The sequence below is a fragment of the Arsukibacterium sp. UBA3155 genome (assembly GCA_002364615.1).
GTDB lineage: Bacteria > Pseudomonadota > Gammaproteobacteria > Enterobacterales > Alteromonadaceae > Alishewanella.
On record DEYP01000009.1, the window covers coordinates 14,813 to 30,430 of the forward strand.

The 15,618-nt window shown below is 45.6% G+C and carries 15 protein-coding genes; 8 read left to right on the forward strand and 7 right to left on the reverse strand.

The genetic code is table 11. The features are described from left to right. Positions 1 to 4 precede the first annotated feature (4 nt). Positions 5 to 868, forward strand: a complete 864-nt coding sequence (locus tag B2X65_RS02815; RefSeq protein WP_290610511.1) for a copper resistance D family protein — start codon at positions 5 to 7, stop codon at positions 866 to 868. Between the two features lie 257 nt (positions 869 to 1,125). On the opposite strand, the gene B2X65_RS02820 is transcribed toward B2X65_RS02815, so the two are convergent. Both B2X65_RS02820 and B2X65_RS02825 read right to left on the reverse strand, forming a co-directional pair. Then, entirely contained in the window at positions 1,126 to 2,445 is a 1,320-nt protein-coding gene (locus B2X65_RS02820; protein ID WP_290610513.1) for an APC family permease, read from the reverse strand. Positions 2,446 to 2,499: 54 nt separating this feature from the next. Further along, positions 2,500 to 2,955, reverse strand: a complete 456-nt coding sequence (locus B2X65_RS02825) for an ATPase (RefSeq protein WP_290610514.1) — start codon at positions 2,953 to 2,955, stop codon at positions 2,500 to 2,502. Between the two features lie 370 nt (positions 2,956 to 3,325). Between B2X65_RS02825 and B2X65_RS02830 the strand changes: the two genes are divergently transcribed. Genes B2X65_RS02830 through B2X65_RS02850 form a run of 5 tightly spaced genes read left to right on the forward strand, consistent with a single transcriptional unit; the run spans position 3,326 to position 7,648 of the window. Beyond that, positions 3,326 to 5,140, forward strand: a complete 1,815-nt coding sequence (locus B2X65_RS02830; RefSeq protein WP_290610515.1) for a copper resistance system multicopper oxidase — start codon at positions 3,326 to 3,328, stop codon at positions 5,138 to 5,140. 9 nt (positions 5,141 to 5,149) lie between these two features. Beyond that, a complete protein-coding gene (locus B2X65_RS02835) occupies positions 5,150 to 5,914 on the forward strand; it encodes a copper resistance protein B (protein WP_290610517.1) in 765 nt (254 codons plus the stop codon). A gap of 21 nt (positions 5,915 to 5,935) precedes the next feature. Beyond that, the gene (locus tag B2X65_RS02840) at positions 5,936 to 6,352 is read left to right on the forward strand and encodes an ion channel (protein WP_290610519.1); all 417 of its coding nucleotides are present in this window, start codon (positions 5,936 to 5,938) and stop codon (positions 6,350 to 6,352) included. Between the two features lie 13 nt (positions 6,353 to 6,365). Continuing rightward, a complete protein-coding gene (locus tag B2X65_RS02845; RefSeq protein WP_213997601.1) occupies positions 6,366 to 6,875 on the forward strand; it encodes a DUF305 domain-containing protein in 510 nt (169 codons plus the stop codon). A gap of 35 nt (positions 6,876 to 6,910) precedes the next feature. Then, a complete protein-coding gene (locus B2X65_RS02850; RefSeq protein ID WP_290610522.1) occupies positions 6,911 to 7,648 on the forward strand; it encodes a MauE/DoxX family redox-associated membrane protein in 738 nt (245 codons plus the stop codon). 91 nt (positions 7,649 to 7,739) lie between these two features. On the opposite strand, the gene B2X65_RS02855 is transcribed toward B2X65_RS02850, so the two are convergent. The 5 genes from B2X65_RS02855 to B2X65_RS02875 form a co-directional block, all read right to left on the reverse strand. Beyond that, positions 7,740 to 10,862, reverse strand: coding sequence for an efflux RND transporter permease subunit (locus tag B2X65_RS02855; RefSeq protein WP_290610524.1), 3,123 nt, complete (start codon positions 10,860 to 10,862; stop codon positions 7,740 to 7,742). Between the two features lie 9 nt (positions 10,863 to 10,871). Then, the gene (locus B2X65_RS02860; protein ID WP_290610526.1) at positions 10,872 to 11,900 is read right to left on the reverse strand and encodes an efflux RND transporter periplasmic adaptor subunit; all 1,029 of its coding nucleotides are present in this window, start codon (positions 11,898 to 11,900) and stop codon (positions 10,872 to 10,874) included. A 78-nt stretch (positions 11,901 to 11,978) separates the two neighbouring features. Next, a complete protein-coding gene (locus B2X65_RS02865; protein ID WP_290610528.1) occupies positions 11,979 to 13,223 on the reverse strand; it encodes a TolC family protein in 1,245 nt (414 codons plus the stop codon). Positions 13,224 to 13,274: 51 nt separating this feature from the next. Continuing rightward, on the reverse strand, positions 13,275 to 13,640 hold the full coding sequence (locus B2X65_RS02870; RefSeq protein ID WP_213995630.1) for a cobalt transporter: 366 nt from the start codon (positions 13,638 to 13,640) through the stop codon (positions 13,275 to 13,277). 61 nt (positions 13,641 to 13,701) lie between these two features. Continuing rightward, a complete protein-coding gene (locus B2X65_RS02875) occupies positions 13,702 to 14,607 on the reverse strand; it encodes a cation transporter (RefSeq protein ID WP_290610531.1) in 906 nt (301 codons plus the stop codon). A gap of 22 nt (positions 14,608 to 14,629) precedes the next feature. On the opposite strand from B2X65_RS02875, the gene cadR reads away from it, so the two are divergent. Together cadR and B2X65_RS02885 are read left to right on the forward strand one after the other, a co-directional pair. Next, a complete protein-coding gene (gene cadR, locus B2X65_RS02880; RefSeq protein WP_290610533.1) occupies positions 14,630 to 15,094 on the forward strand; it encodes a Cd(II)/Pb(II)-responsive transcriptional regulator in 465 nt (154 codons plus the stop codon). A gap of 31 nt (positions 15,095 to 15,125) precedes the next feature. Then, positions 15,126 to 15,618: cation diffusion facilitator family transporter (locus B2X65_RS02885; RefSeq protein ID WP_290610535.1), on the forward strand; the 493-nt coding region annotated here is incomplete at its 3' end.

Sequence of the window (15,618 nt, forward strand, 5' to 3'; positions counted from 1 at the left end):
AATTGTGGACATCACTAATCTTATTACCTTGCTAGCAAAAGTGTTCACTTACGTTGCGACAGCGGGTGTGGTGGGTGGTTTTTACCTTTGGCAGTTAACTCGGCCTTATGAAACTGAGTCCCACTGGTTGCAGCGTTATATCATGGTGTGCGCTGGGTTAGGCATTGCTGCTGTGCTAATTACTTTTTCAACTCAACTACTGATGTTTAGTGGTCAGGGCTTCGCCAGTTTTTACGACTGGGAGCTCTATGCCATATTGCTGTCGGGTAAGCCGGGTTTAAGTTGGGCTTTGGCGCTGGGCGGTTTTACCAGTTGTATATTAGTGGCCATTTTTTGCTTGAAAAGCAAACTTAGCACCTGGTTAATGCTGCTGGGGGCTACCGCTGTGATGGTGTCATTTACGTTTACCGGGCATCTGGTAAGTGCCCCCTGGTATGGCAAATTAGCATTGCTGTTGCATCTATTGGCGATATCAATGTGGGTTGGCTCATTGCTGCCGCTGTGGCATCTCACCCGAATAGCTAAAACCGAAATGCTAGCAAGAGTTATGGATAATTTTGGTAAGCTGGCAATAGTTTTTGTGGGTGCGTTGTTGGTTATGGGTGTTGTTATGCTGCAAATGCTGCTGGGAGATTTACGTCTGCTATGGCAAACAGCCTACGGTCAAACGTTGTTAATAAAATTAACCCTGGTTACGTTATTGCTTGGGCTTGGTGCGACCAATAAACTATTACTGGTGCCGCAACTGGCTAAACCGAATGCAATAAAACGCCTCAGAGCAGTTATTGGTATTGAAATATGTACCGGCGCGTTGGTGCTAGGTATCACGGCCTGGGCAACGGTGGTTGTTGGTTTGGATATTTCTTGACCTTAGCTATAAAATACAATGTGAGCATCCTGACAATAGTAGCGTGCGGCAACGTCAAACGTTGCCGCACGCTAAACTACTCGCTATCAAGTTGCAGTATTTTGCTACTTGCAGTTTTCATCTTCACTGCAACAGGTTCCTATGCACCAGCAACAGTAGACACTTCAATTGCTTCAGTTTTAAATTCTGGGGTAAAACGCTGTTTAGTCATGATGTTCTTCTAAAGTTGTATTTTAACCGAATGAGTGTCTGGTCTTTTAGGGGGAGCTCACTCCCCGAATCTTGCTCAAATAAAACTTCTCCGCTCCTACAATTAGTACCAAGCCCATAATCGCCGACCAGATCACCAGTATATCAGTGGACGCCTTTATCCAGATAAATGCTCCCAGCACAACAATGTCCAGCACTATAGCGCTAAGCACAACCGCAGCACTTGCTTTAATATCTTTGCGCAAGTGTTTAAATACGCCCCAATGAATTGCAATATCCATGAGCAGATAAAAGATTGCACCTAGTGAAGCGATTCGGCTTAAATCAAAGAAAATTGTTAGCAACATTGCTATCACGACAGTGTATACAACCGTGTGCTGTTGAATGCTGCCCGGCATGCCAAAATGCCTGTGTGGTACTAGCTTCATGTCGGTCAACATCGCTAACATCCGTGATACTGCAAATACACTTGCAATAACACCGGAAACAGTGGCAACAATGGCAAAACCTACGGTAATCCAAAGTCCGCTTTTTCCAAATGCGGGTTTTGAGGCTTCGGCAAGTGCATAGTCTTTAGCGACCACAATTTCGTCTATCGTTAAATTAGTTCCAACGGCGATTGCAACTAACATGTAGATTACGAAACAAATAAAGATTGAAACGACAATGGCATGCCCAACGTTTTTCTTTGGATCAACAATCTCACCTCCGCTATTGGTAATCGTTGTAAAGCCTTTGAATGCTAATATGGCTAGTGCGATCGAACCAATGAAATTATTAACGGTGGTGTCAGCAGGCACAACAAACGTACTAGCAATACCAGCATCTGCAACGTAGATACCCCCGCCCGCCAGCACAACTAGCCCTAAGGCCTTTGCAATCCCCATGATAAAGGATGTTGTTTGAATAATTTTGTTGCCGAGCACATTAATTAAAAAGGCAGCGATCAATAATGCTACACCAAGTGCAGGTACCATCCATGCGGCAGGCTCAAAATCAAAAAGTTGGAGTACGTAGTTACCAAAGGTTCGTGCAACTAAGCTTTGATTAATGACCATAGAAAAATACATCAATAGCGCACAACATGCCGTGATTGTACTTTTCCCGTAGGCTTTTTCTAAAAACATCGCAATGCCGCCTGCCGAAGGGTATGCGTTAGATAGTTTCACGTAAGAATAGGCGCTAGCTGATGATATTATGGCGGCGATGAGAAAAGCAAAGGGAAACCATTCACGAGCAAGTTCAGCCACTTGTCCAGTAAGTGCAAATATACCTGCACCAATCATCACGCCGGTACCCATTGCAATCGCGCCGGCCAAGCTTAAACTGCCTTTATTATAATTAGAGTGTTTGTGGTCGGCCATCATTAATTGCCTTAAAAGTCACATTGTCTTCGTTAACCTGTAGACAAATGAGAAACTCTACATGTCTTGAAAACGGTTTAATCCTTGTGCCATCAATATTATTTCTTGATTCTCAAGCTCTAGTAAGTTGTTCATCAGCTCTTTATGGTGAGGTATAACAGCTTGCTCTTTTAAGTATGAATATAACGCTAAAACTTGTTGATGTTGGTCAATTACCCTTGCGCTTATTTCTGCCTCAGTCAAGTTCGCAAATTCACCGTCGCAATGCTCATGTAATACAATTGGATTTTTCTCCAAATACTCAATAAACAAGGTTTCTAACTCACCAAACTGCGCCTTGTCCGAAAATGACTTTACTAAAACCGCCAGATGCTTTTCATGAGTGAGTAAATATTGCATCACCATTTTCGATCGTTCTGATTGAGTCGGTGCACAATGCTCAAGGCAGTTAGCCAATTGCTCATGAAATTGGACAGTCCAGTGCAGTATGTCGCGCATACTTTCTATTTTCATAAATACCCTTGGTGTTTAGAGACTAACTAAGAATTCTGAAAGCAGTAATAATTTAAACGATGCGAATACAAACTTCATAACAGCCAGATTACCGTTGCATTACATCTTTGTCAGAAAACTGTTTTTATTAGGTGTTTCACTTTTTTTAGTCAAGATTTCAGTTAGGGTTTAAGTTAACAATTAGCGTTAAAAGAATTTTGCAGTAGAATTTTTGTAATACAAACCTTTTTAATATTACAAGTTATTAGTAAATAAAATCCTTTCCAAATAATAAACGCCAGTAAAAGGGCTTATTTAGACGAACTTTAGCTTTCATTTGAGCGCGCAGTTTTTACTGATTGTTTAAAAAATACGATATAAAAGGTTCAAAATGAATAACACAAAACAACGTCAGCGGCGCACGTTTATAAAGAATTTACTGTATACCGCTGGCGGCCTAGCCTTAACCAGCCGCATGGCTGCTCCTTGGGCTAAATCTCAAGGCTACACAAATCAAAGCATAAACGAAAATAACTTGGCAATGAATTTTGGTGATGGCGTGGTGAGTGGCGTCGTCATCGATTTAACGATTGCGAAACAAGCTAAACGTATTGCAGGCGGTACTTCACACCTAATTACTCTAAACGGAATATCACCGGGTCCATTGCTACGCTTAAAAGAAGGGCAAAATGTCACCATCAATGTGACCAATCAACTCAAAGATAGCTCCTCCATACATTGGCATGGATTTATTTTACCTTACACAATGGACGGCGTGCCGGGCGTTGCCTTCCCTGGTATAGCGCCGAATTCCACCTTCCGTTATCAATTTGATGTAGAACAAAATGGTACTTATTGGTACCACAGTCACTCTGGTTTACAAGAGCAACTCGGTCATTTAGGGCCGGTCATCATCGATCCGAAAGATGGTGACATTGGTGCCGACAGGGAACACATAATTTTGCTCAGCGACTGGACGTTCGAAGATCCGCACGATGTGTTCAGACATCTTAAAGTGGCTGAAGGATATTACAACTATCAACAAAGAACAATTGAAGACACTGTAAGCGACATCAAAAAACGAGGATTTATAAATACGCTAAAAGAGAGAGCGATGTGGGCTGAGATGCGCATGAACCCGCGAGATATTTTAGACGTTACCGGCTCGACGTACACTTACCTTATGAACGGGCGTGACGCCGCAACGAACTGGACGGCTTTGTACAAACCCAACGAAAGCGTGCGGCTAAGGTTAATAAATGGTTCCGCTATGACCTACTTTGATTTCAGGATCCCTGGATTGGAAATGGTTGTCGTTGCTGCAGATGGACAGCCGGTAAAACCGGTTACTGTCGAAGAAATTCGCATTGCGGTTGCTGAAACCTATGATGTAATTGTGAGACCTAAAGGAACCACAACCTACACGCTTTATGCTGAAAGTATGGATAGAAGTGGATATGTTCGCGGCACGTTAGCTACTGTGTTAGGCGTTCAAGCATCTGTTCCTGAACTTCGCGAAATGCCAGAGCGCGGAATGGCAGCGATGGGGATGGGAGGAATGTCTTCAATGAATAGTATGCCTAATATGGATAGTCATGGCTCAACACCTCCCATGAACAAGCATTCAACCATGTCAAAAATGATGGATATGTCACAAAGTAAAAAGCCACTACCCATTGACAGCATTGACATTAAACACGATGCCTCAGGGCATGGTGCTGGTGCATCAATGATAGCGAGCAACCCAACTAGCCGTTTAGATGAGCCGGGCATTGGATTTGAAAATGTTCAGCACAAAGTTTTAGTGTACAGCGATTTGGTAGGCGCAAAATCATGGCCAGATGAGCGCGAGCCGACTCAGACTATTGAGCTGCATTTAACTGGCAATATGGAGCGTTATATGTGGTCGTTCGATGGCCTTAAATTTAGCGAAGTTAAAGACCCAGTGCATTTTAAGTATGGCGAACGAATAAGGCTCATTTTGGTGAACGACTCTATGATGAATCACCCCATCCATTTACATGGCATGTGGATGGAGCTTGAAAATGGTAATTATCCCCCGCCAAGGAAACACACCATCAGCTTAAAGCCTAGTGAAAAAGTATCGCTACTCATTAGCGCAGATGCCCCCGGAAATTGGGCATTTCATTGCCATCTGCTGTACCACATGGATGCAGGTATGTTCAGAATTGTATCGGTATCTTAGGAGATGGCTTTGAAGAATGTAAATACGGTTTTTTTATCTCTTGTAGCTACTAGCATGGTTACCCTACTTTCGGGTGCACATGCACAAGAAGCACCACCATCTGACTGGCCTGAACCTGTTGTTGATTATTACACTGGTACAATACTGTTTGACCGCTTCGAATATACCCGCACTGATGATAATGAAAATATTGGGGTATGGGATATGGTTGGCTGGTACGGCGGCGATACCTATCGCATTTATTTTAAAAGTGAAGGTGAAAACAAACAAAATGATGGTGAGCCAACAGACATTGAACGCGCAGAGTTACTCGCTAGTAAATTAATTGCGCCCTTCTGGGAGTTACAGGCCGGCTTGGGAACACGGGGCACATTAACCAGTGAATCCAATATGGAAAATTATGCGGTGATAAGCCTTTATGGAGTGGCACCTTATCAATTTGAAATGGATAACTCGCTGATGATAAATGAAGACGGCGATATCAATTTTGCAATGGAAGCCGAATATGAAATAAGAGTCACGCAAGTCTCTTACCTCCAGCCTCGTTTAGCTATTAATGCCTCACTATCAGAATCTGAACGGTTTGACCGCCAATCTGGCTTTACTTCAATCCGACTGGGGCTTCGTTACCGTTACGAATTCTCTCGTAAATTTGCGCCTTATGTTGGCATGTATTGGAGCAAAGCGTTGGGTAACACCGCCGACGTTGAAGAACTCGCCGGTGAACCGATAAGCGAGACTGGACTTGTTCTGGGTGCGCGGTTTTGGTTTTAAGCGGATAGAGAAGATCATAAAATGGAAGTAACTATCCAGCTTTTAATTGCACTCATCGCTATAGGTTTGGCTACAAGCAGCCACTATTTTTGTTTACATAGACTGAAAACGTGGATGAATAACACTAGACTGTCACCGTTTTTAACTCTACTAGGCTTAGTTTACGGGATAACCTTAAGTCAATTAATCGCAGCTATGTGGTTTGCCATTAGTTTTAAAGTTTCCATTTCAATTGGATTGGGAGCACTTGGTGGTGAGGTCCCCATTACCTTTATTGAGACGTTTTACTTCTCAATAATCAACCTCACCACTTTGGGAATGTCTCCAGTTGAGCCGCTGGGGCACCTATATCTTCTTGCGGGGCTAGAAGCCATGACCGGTTTCTTGTTGGTAAGTTGTTCAGCATCATTAATTTTCAAAACCATGAATAAACAATAAATTAGGAGTTGCTATGACTAAGTACACTAAATTTTTTGCAATGATCTCCACCTCAACTGCAGCAATGCTGCTGATGATGTATTTCAACACATTTGAGTTTGGGCATGTTTTTTTTAGTGAAACCCGTTTGTATATGGCTATATATATGGGTGCCGTAATGGCGATTATCATGCTGCTTTTCATGTTGAACATGTATGAGAGCAAGACAAAAAACACAATAGTACTCATTGGTAGTGCAGCCGTATTTGCTATCTCACTATTCTTAGTTCGTTCTCAAACAACAGTTGCAGACTCCTCATGGATGAAAGCCATGATACCGCACCACTCCATCGCAATACTCACCAGCTCCAGAGCAAATATTGAAGACGTACGCGTAAAAACATTGGCTAACGAAATAATCAAGGCTCAAGAGCGAGAAATTAAGGAAATGAAGTGGCTTCTTGCAGACATTGAAAAAAATGGCGTAGCCTCATCGGAAGCTGAAGCGTCTAAAAGAGCGGTTCCAGAATTTAGCGGACAATAATCATAAGTTAACTAGATTTATTTAAGGACGTCGAAATGAAAAAAACAGCAAAGCTATATCGCATGCATACCAGTGAACATATTTGCCCCTATGGATTACGCTCTAAAGACCTTCTTGAAAGAAACGGTTTTGAGGTAGAAGACCATAAATTAACGTCGCGAGAGAAAACTGATGAGTTTAAGAAAAAATATAACGTTAAAACCACACCCCAGACTTTCATCGACGACAATCAGATTGGCGGCTATGACGATTTGAGAGATTATTTTGGCATGGATCAGGCGGGGCAAACCGGTACCACCTATACGCCTGTACTGGCCATTTTTGCAGTCGCCTTTTTAATGAGCTTAGCCACTAGTTTTGCATACATGCCTGGCGTTAATTTAATAAACATAGTTGAATTGTTCGTTGCCTATAGCATGACTATATTGGCCATTCAAAAGCTGCGCGATCTATACACATTTTCTAACTCCTTTATAACCTACGATCTGTTAGCCATGCGCCATATCAGATATGCCTATATATACCCGTTTGCAGAAGCGTTTGCCGGTATTGGAATGCTAGCGTCAATATCGGGATTTATAGTTGGTCCTGTATCCTTATTTATCGGGACTGTAGGCGCTATTTCGGTATTTAAGGCTGTATATATCGACAAACGAGAGCTTAAGTGCGCGTGCGTTGGCGGCGATAGTAATGTTCCGCTCGGTTTTGTTTCACTCACAGAAAACCTATTCATGATTGGAGCTGGTGCATGGATGTTGTACTCAGCTCTTTGAAAGTTCATTGGCATAAACACCCATACTACTACCAAAACGTTCGACAGTATTCTTCACTGCAGCCCAACACTGCAGCGAAGCAGGTTAATGATTATTCCGTTTGCTGTTTACGGTTATCGTTTTTGTGCACCCAATGATATAGCACCGGCAATACTAGCAACGTCAGCAAGGTTGACGAAATAATGCCGCCAATAACCACTGTCGCCAGCGGTCGCTGCACTTCAGCACCGGTGCCAATATTAATCGCCATCGGCACAAAACCAAGGCTCGCGACCAAAGCGGTCATTAGCACAGGACGCAGCCGGGTCAGCGCGCCTTCCGTTATCGCTAACAGCAAGTCACCTTTCTCACGCCAGAGATCGCGAATAAAGCTCAGCATCACCAGACCGTTCAACACCGCCACACCTGATAAGGCGATAAAGCCAATGCCAGCAGAGATTGATAAAGGCATACCCCTCAAATACAAGGCCAACACACCACCGGTGAGCGCCAACGGCACACCGCTAAAGATAATCAACGCATCTTTAAATGACGCAAAAGCCATCACCAGAATACCTAAGATCAGCAGTAACGTAACAGGCACAACGATGCTAAGGCGCTGACTGGCGGACTCCAGCTGCTCAAAAGTACCACCATAATCCAGCCAGTAACCGGCTGGTAATGTAACGTCACGGTTGATTTGGGCCTTTACCTCTTCTACAAAACTACCAAGGTCTCGCCCGCGCACATTCGCAGTTACGACTACCCGGCGTTTGCCATTTTCACGACTAATTTGAGCCGGTGCTGGCGATAAATCTAAGGTAGCTACTTCCTGTAACGGTACAAAGTCCCCATTTGGTAATGGCACCGGCAACACCGCCAGTTTGTCCAGATCGCGACGAAGGATTTCCGGCAAGCGCACAATCAGCTCAAAGCGTCTGTCGCCTTCATACAGAATACCGGCCGACGTACCACCAATTGCCGCTGATACCCAGTCCTGTAGTTCAACCACATTTAAGCCGTAACGGGCAAGCGCGGTTCGGTTGGGGATCACCGACAAGGTTGGCAAACCAGTGACTTGCTCTACTTTAGTATCCGCAGCACCTTGCACCTTGTTGACCGCTTGCAGAATTTGATTAGCGCTTGTAACCAGCTGATCTAAATCATCACCAAATACCTTAATACCCAGATCTGCTCGTACACCAGAAATCAGTTCATTAAAACGCATCTGAATAGGTTGGGTAAATTCATAGTTATTGCCCGGCAATGTCGCCAAAGCAGCTTCCATTTCAGTGACCAATTGGGCTTTGGTTTTATCCGGATTGGGCCATTCACTGCGCGGTTTTAATATCACAAAGTTGTCAGCCACATTGGGTGGCATCGGATCGGTCGCCACTTCTGCCGTACCAATTCTGGCAAACACTTTATCAACCTCAGCAAAGGTTTTGATCTTTTCCTCCAGAATTTCCTGCATTGCAACGGCTTGTTCTAACCCGGTGCCCGGAATACGCATGGCATGTAAAGCGATATCGCCCTCATCAAGCTGAGGCACAAACTCCGCCCCCAACGTGGTCGCCAACCACAGACACACACCAACCAGAGCACTGGCCAAGCCAATCACCAGCCAGCGAAATTTCAGTGCCAGCGCTAATAGAGGTGCGTACAGGGTTTTAGCGCCTCTTATAACCGCACTTTCTTTTTCACTGATTTTACCATTTAAGAACACCGCCACAGCGGCAGGCACAATGGTCAGCGACAACACCATAGCTGATAACAGGGCCATCACCACAGTCGCTGCCATTGGATGAAACATTTTACCTTCGACACCGGTCAGCGAAAAAATAGGGATATACACTATGGTAATGATAGCCACACCGAACAAACTGGGCCGGATAACCTCTGCTGTTGCCAGATACACTGTATTTAAGCGCTCTCTCAGCGGTTGGATACTGCCGTTGTGTTGTGCCTGTGCCAGGCGGCGAACCGCATTTTCGACAATAATCACCGTACCATCAACAATTAAGCCAAAATCCAGCGCACCCAGGCTCATCAGGTTGGCAGAAACGCCGGCTTGTACCATGCCGGTAATGGTCATCAGCATTGATAGCGGGATCACCGCCGCAGTGATTAACGCCGCCCGCAGGTTGCCCAGTAGGATAAACAACACTACGATCACCAATAATGCGCCTTCCAGCAGGTTTTTACTGACGGTTGCAATGGCTTTATCCACCAAGGTGGTGCGGTCATATACTGCTTCAGCAATTACACCCTCCGGCAGAGAGCTTTTGATCTGCTCCAGCTTTTGCGCCACATCCCGTGCCACTGTGCGTGAGTTTTCACCAATTAACATCATGGCTGTACCCAGCACAGCTTCTTTACCATCCTGAGTTGCCGCACCGGTTCGCAGCTCTTTGCCAATGGCCACGTCGGCAACGTCACTCAGCTTTACCGGTATAGCGTCGTATTGCGTAATAATGACATTGGCAATGTCATCCAGTGAGGTTAACTGACCGGGCGAGCGTACCAGCAGTTGCATGCCTTCACGTTCAATATAACCGGCCCCCCGGTTGTCATTGTTGGCTTTCAGGGCCAGCTCAACATCCTTAATACTCAGGCCATAATTAAGCAGTTTCAGTGGGTCGGGTAACACATGGTATTGCTTGTTGTAGCCACCAATACTGTTTACTTCCACCACACCTTTAACCTGTGCTAATTGTGGTTTTATGATCCAGTCCTGGATTTCCCGCAGTGCCATGGCATCGTAAGGTGAACCATTTTGTTGCAGAGCGCCCGGCTTGGCCTGCACCGTATACATAAAGATTTCACCAAGCCCGGTTGAAATAGGGCCCATTTCAGGCTCTATGCCCTCAGGCAACATATCCTTGATAGCGCCTAACCGGGTGTTGATTAAATTGCGGGCAAAGTAGATGTCCGTGCCTTCTTCAAACACCACCGTTACCTGTGACAAGCCATAGCGTGACAAAGAGCGGGTATAACTCAAATTGGGTAAGCCATACAGGGCAGTTTCTACCGGATAGGTAATACGCTGCTCGGCTTCAAGTGGCGAATAACCCGGTGCTGCGGTGTTTATTTGTACCTGAACGTTAGTAATATCCGGCACTGCATCAATCGGTAACTGTTGGTAGCTCCAGCTACCAATGGCAATAATCAACAGTGTCAGCGTTAAAAATAGATACCGCCTTGCAATAGCCAGGCGTAACATGGATTCAATCATAGTGCCCCCTTAATGCGCGTGCTCGGCTTCAGATTTTTCAATATCCGCTTTTAACAGATAGCTGTTTGTCGTGACATACCACTGGCCGGGCTGTAAACCGGCAATCACTTCGACATAATCCATGTCGCTGCGGCCAAGCTGTAATGGGGTAAAGACATATTCGCTATTGTTTTTCACGAAGACACCGCTTTGATTATCCAGTGTTTGAATGGCAGATTTTTTAACGGCAAGCTCAACGTTGAATTCACCGCTTATCACAGCTCCTTCGATCATTTGCCCGGACGACAGTTTACCGTCACGGTTATCCAGCTTAACTCTGGCCAGTTGATACGGCTGGGTTAATGACGGGATGATATGCGCAATTACGCCGTTAATCTCAGTGTCAGCGGCCATAATGACCACGTTTTGCCCTGTCGCGACAGCAACTTGTTGTGACGGATACAGGCGAAAATCTGCCCACAGGCTGCCAAAATCAGCAATGCTGAACAGCGTCTGCTGCTGTGCGACTTCACCAACATTGGCGCTGCGCTGAATAATAACGCCGTCAATTGGTGCTTTAATGGCATAGGTATTTAAGCTCTCATTTGACTCGACAACGGCCAGTACATCGCCTGCCTTTACGCTGTCACCCAGCGAGAACTTCACCGAGGTAAGAATACCGGGAAAACGGGCATTAACATGGCTGATGCGGTTTGGATCAGCGCTAAGCTTGCCATAAACTACCTGATGTTGGCGTAATAACTGGCTGTCAGCACGGTCTGTGACAATATTTACCGCTGTAGCAATATCATCACTAATGCGGCTGCTTAGGGTTTCATTGTGTTCATGCTCGTCGTTTTCGTCGTGCCCTTCATGCTCATTGTGTTCTTCATGCTCTTCATGCTCTTCGTGCTCTTCATTTTTCTTAGCGTCAGATTGCGGTTTTACCGCTTGCTCTTTGGCATGGACATGAGCTTGTTCTTGCTCATTGGCGGCCATTACATGCATCGGCATAAGCCAGGCTGCAATAAACATTGCCAGTGTTACATGTGATTTCATAATGCTATCTTCCTGTATGTTTTGTTTGCCACGTCGCACAGTTAATGAAGTGCGGCAGCGGGGCAATAATCTTGTCGGTTACTGGGTTACCGGCTCGGCGGTAAGCTGTTCAATCGTCGCCTGGCTCAATAGCACCGCAGTGGCGGTTTCCAGTATTTGTCTTTTTGCCTGCAACAATTCTTGCTGGGCATTAAGCCAATCCTGATAATTTGAGCGCCCGCGCTGGAAAGCATCACGCGTAAGATCCAGCGCTTGTTCCAGGTTGGGGATCACGTACTGCGCCAACTGTTGGTGACTGGTAATAAATTGCTGCCGTTGCGAGTACGCATCAAACAAGCGCTCATGCAGGATCAGTAAGCTATCCTGCTGCCGATACTCAACATTGTTTCGCTCTACCAGCGCAGCTTCGATGGCTGCACTATTGCGACGTTCAGCAAATAACGGCACTGAGATACCAAAGGTAAGGCCTGTATCATCACTGGCCTGATAGCGTCTTACCCCTACTTGCCAACTCAGATCGGCGCGATTTTGGCTTTGCGCCAATCGCACTTCGGCGTCTTTTAACCGACGTTCAGAGGCAAAAATGGTTAGCGCCGGCGATTGTTGCAGCCGCTGATACAGCTCGGCAAAAGGGCGGCTTTGACCAAAAGCAAACAAATTACCTGCCACAACGTTAAAGTTGGCGCTGGTATCACCCCAAAAACGTGCTATGGCTATTTTTTGCCGCTCAATGCGCTGCAACAGGGCGTCCCGCCCGATCTGAACCTGAGCCAGTTGCGCCTTTGCGCGCATGATTTCAGCATCTGACAAAGCACCGCTGGCGGCACGTTTTTCTGCGCTTTGCAGCAGGGCTTCTGAGAGCTCTACGGCCTCTTCTGTCAGTGTCAATTCCTGCTGGCTGGCCAATAGATTAATATAATTGCGGGTAAGCTCTGCCAGCACATCGAGGGTTTGCGCTTGTTGCTGCCAATCAAGAGTATTGAGCCTGGCGTCTACTACCGCAGCGCGCCACTGAGCTTTATTATCCAGCTCTATCACGGAAGACAAGGCGACTGTCAGCTCAGCACCGGCCAGCCCTCTGGCCTCTCCGGTGCCCGCAACGTTCTCAAGATCTACACCGAGTTGATAACCGGGTTTAAGGCTTTGCACCTCACGCTCTGCCAGCAGTCGCTGTTGGGTAAATTTAAACTGATGCAGCTGCGGGTTGTGTTGCAGTGTTTTATCTATTGCCTGTTGTAATGTCAGTGCTTGCGGCTCGGCACGTAGCGGAAGCGCGCAAAATACCGCCGCCAGTATTGCTGGCAGCATTAGTGTCATACGCATGGGTATGCTCCTGAAAGTTAATCGTTAATAAAAAAAGATAAACAAGCAGGATCAGATATTTGGTGGAGGAACCGGTGGGCGATAGCTAATGAGGTTTAACCCTGGTTGGGTAGCGGCTATAACGCTGTCACGGAAGTTAAGTAGTTCCATGCCCTGAAAAAAAGCGATATAGCAGGAGACATGAGCATGATTACTGTGTTCGTCGGCTTCATGCTCAGAGTTATGTTCAACGTTATGTGCAGTGATTTGCTCACTGCTTACGTCGAAAAGGGTATCTGAGTGGCAGTGTTCATGTTGCAGGTCGGTGTAGGCATGGGCATGATCAGGCAAATGCATAACTAATGCATCACAGGCCATCACGGCATGATTCAGCATAATCAGCAATAGTAATAATAAGCCTGATGTACGACCTGACATAAATCCCTCAGTAAGTTAGCGCCATGGTAGCGCTATTGCAATACAACAACAAGTAACTCTTTTACGCTTTAATTTGCAAGATCCTACGCGCACCATTGAGTACAACTAATCCGATGATGAAACCCACTACCAAGTCTGGGTAAGGTGATCCTGTCCAAATAACCAGTATGCCAGCCAAAATAACGCCAACATTGGCGATCACATCGTTGGCAGAAAAAATCCAACTGGCTTTCATGTGCGCACCGCTTTCTTTTTGTTTATGAATTAGTAGCAGGCATGTCACATTAGCAATCAAAGCAATCGCTCCCATAGTGATCATCAAAGTTGATGCTGGCTCGCTGCCAAAAAGATACCGCCGTATGACCTCGCTAATCGCTCCCAACGCTAAAGCCAATTGAAGCCAGCCAGCAAGTTTTGCGGCATTTAATTTAGTTTTGCTACTTCGCCCGACAGCGTATAGCGCAACTCCGTATACGGCTGCGTCGGCAAACATATCCAGAGAGTCGGCTATTAAACCGGTCGATTGCGCCAACCAGCCAGTCACAAACTCTACCGCAAACATCACAGCATTAATGGCCAGCAACCACTTCAGAATAAAACCCTCCCGTTGCGAACCTGACGCCGTCGATTGGCTGACCTGGATTACTTCCTCTTTTTGTACCGCCCCGGTTTTTGTAAGGGACGCACCCAGCCCTAAGCTATTCATTTTTGCTTCAATTTCATTCGCATTATCAGCGTGAAAAACGCGAACCTGCCGTTGCGGGATATCAAACTGTAACAGAACACCTGACGAAACTGTTTCCAGCGCCATACGTATTAAGCGTTCCTCAGCAATGCAATCCATTTTAGGCACCCGGAACTCACTGACGTTGCTATATTTCTCATGAAAACCCGGTGCGTCGGCGCTGTTAGTTTCAATGTTGCTCGTGACACTACCCTTAGTATTGTTGCTGTCTTTTGAATTCATAACCGATAAACCTTGGGTTGTTATGCAACCTAGTTTAAAGTCTATAGTAACTATAGAGTCAATAGGCAGTATCGAGATGATCAAGATTGGAGAGCTGGCAAAAATCTCTGGCTGTTCTGTGCAAACCATCCGTCACTATGAAAAGGAGCAGCTTCTTTCGGCGAAATTACGTAGCGATGGTAATTTCCGCCTCTACGATCACGCTGATATAGAGCGGTTGCTATTCATTAAACACTGCCGGAGTTTAGATCTGAGTTTGGCAGAAATTCGTCAGTTACTGACACTGCATCACTCGCCTATGTCGCAGTGTGATGATGTCAATCAGATGATTGAGCAGCATATCGAGCAGGTAGAACGCCGGATAGCGGAATTAACACTACTTAATAAACAATTAAAAGCTCTGCGTCGTAGCTGTACCTCAAAGCGCACGGTTGAGCACTGTGGTATTTTAAAACAATTAAACAAAGCCGTTAGTCAAAGCAACTGAGCTATTTTTGGACTAAATGTAGAGGATACTCATGCATCAGCACAATCACTCCCAGCAAAAAGATGAAAGTGACAGTCGCATCGCTATGGCGTTTTTTCTTAATCTGGTATTTACCGTAATTGAGTTTGTCGGAGGTTGGTTAACCAACAGCACGGCAATTATGGCAGATGCGGTACATGATTTGGGTGACTGCTTATCAATTGGTAGTTCTTGGTTATTAAACCGACTTGGTCGTAAGTCTGCAAATCATAAATTTACTTATGGTTATCGCCGGCTGTCATTGTTGGGTGCGTTAATAAACAGCTTGGTTCTTATTGGCGGATCGGTATGGGTTCTGACTGAGGCAATACCGCGGCTGGCTAACCCGGTAATGCCAATGACCGAGGGAATGCTGGCTTTGGCTGTGCTGGGTGTTGCAGTCAATGGCTTTGCTGCTTACCGCTTGAGCAAAGGAAATACACTGAATGAAAAAGTGCTGAATTGGCATTTGCTTGAAGACGTTCTTGGGTGGGTTGCAGTTTTGG

What these genes read in the sequence shown, in the direction of transcription:
- B2X65_RS02830 (WP_290610515.1), top strand. Translation starts at nt 3,326, where the DNA reads ATGAATAACACAAAACAACGTCAGCGGCGCACGTTTATAAAGAATTTA.
- B2X65_RS02865 (WP_290610528.1), bottom strand. Translation starts at nt 13,223, where the DNA reads ATGCGTATGACACTAATGCTGCCAGCAATACTGGCGGCGGTATTTTGC.
- B2X65_RS02870 (WP_213995630.1), bottom strand. Translation starts at nt 13,640, where the DNA reads ATGTCAGGTCGTACATCAGGCTTATTATTACTATTGCTGATTATGCTG.
- B2X65_RS02860 (WP_290610526.1), bottom strand. Translation starts at nt 11,900, where the DNA reads ATGAAATCACATGTAACACTGGCAATGTTTATTGCAGCCTGGCTTATG.
- B2X65_RS02850 (WP_290610522.1), top strand. Translation starts at nt 6,911, where the DNA reads ATGAAAAAAACAGCAAAGCTATATCGCATGCATACCAGTGAACATATT.
- B2X65_RS02825 (WP_290610514.1), bottom strand. Translation starts at nt 2,955, where the DNA reads ATGAAAATAGAAAGTATGCGCGACATACTGCACTGGACTGTCCAATTT.
- B2X65_RS02820 (WP_290610513.1), bottom strand. Translation starts at nt 2,445, where the DNA reads ATGATGGCCGACCACAAACACTCTAATTATAATAAAGGCAGTTTAAGC.
- cadR (WP_290610533.1), top strand. Translation starts at nt 14,630, where the DNA reads ATGCAACCTAGTTTAAAGTCTATAGTAACTATAGAGTCAATAGGCAGT.
- B2X65_RS02855 (WP_290610524.1), bottom strand. Translation starts at nt 10,862, where the DNA reads ATGATTGAATCCATGTTACGCCTGGCTATTGCAAGGCGGTATCTATTT.
- B2X65_RS02845 (WP_213997601.1), top strand. Translation starts at nt 6,366, where the DNA reads ATGACTAAGTACACTAAATTTTTTGCAATGATCTCCACCTCAACTGCA.
- B2X65_RS02840 (WP_290610519.1), top strand. Translation starts at nt 5,936, where the DNA reads ATGGAAGTAACTATCCAGCTTTTAATTGCACTCATCGCTATAGGTTTG.
- B2X65_RS02875 (WP_290610531.1), bottom strand. Translation starts at nt 14,607, where the DNA reads ATGAATTCAAAAGACAGCAACAATACTAAGGGTAGTGTCACGAGCAAC.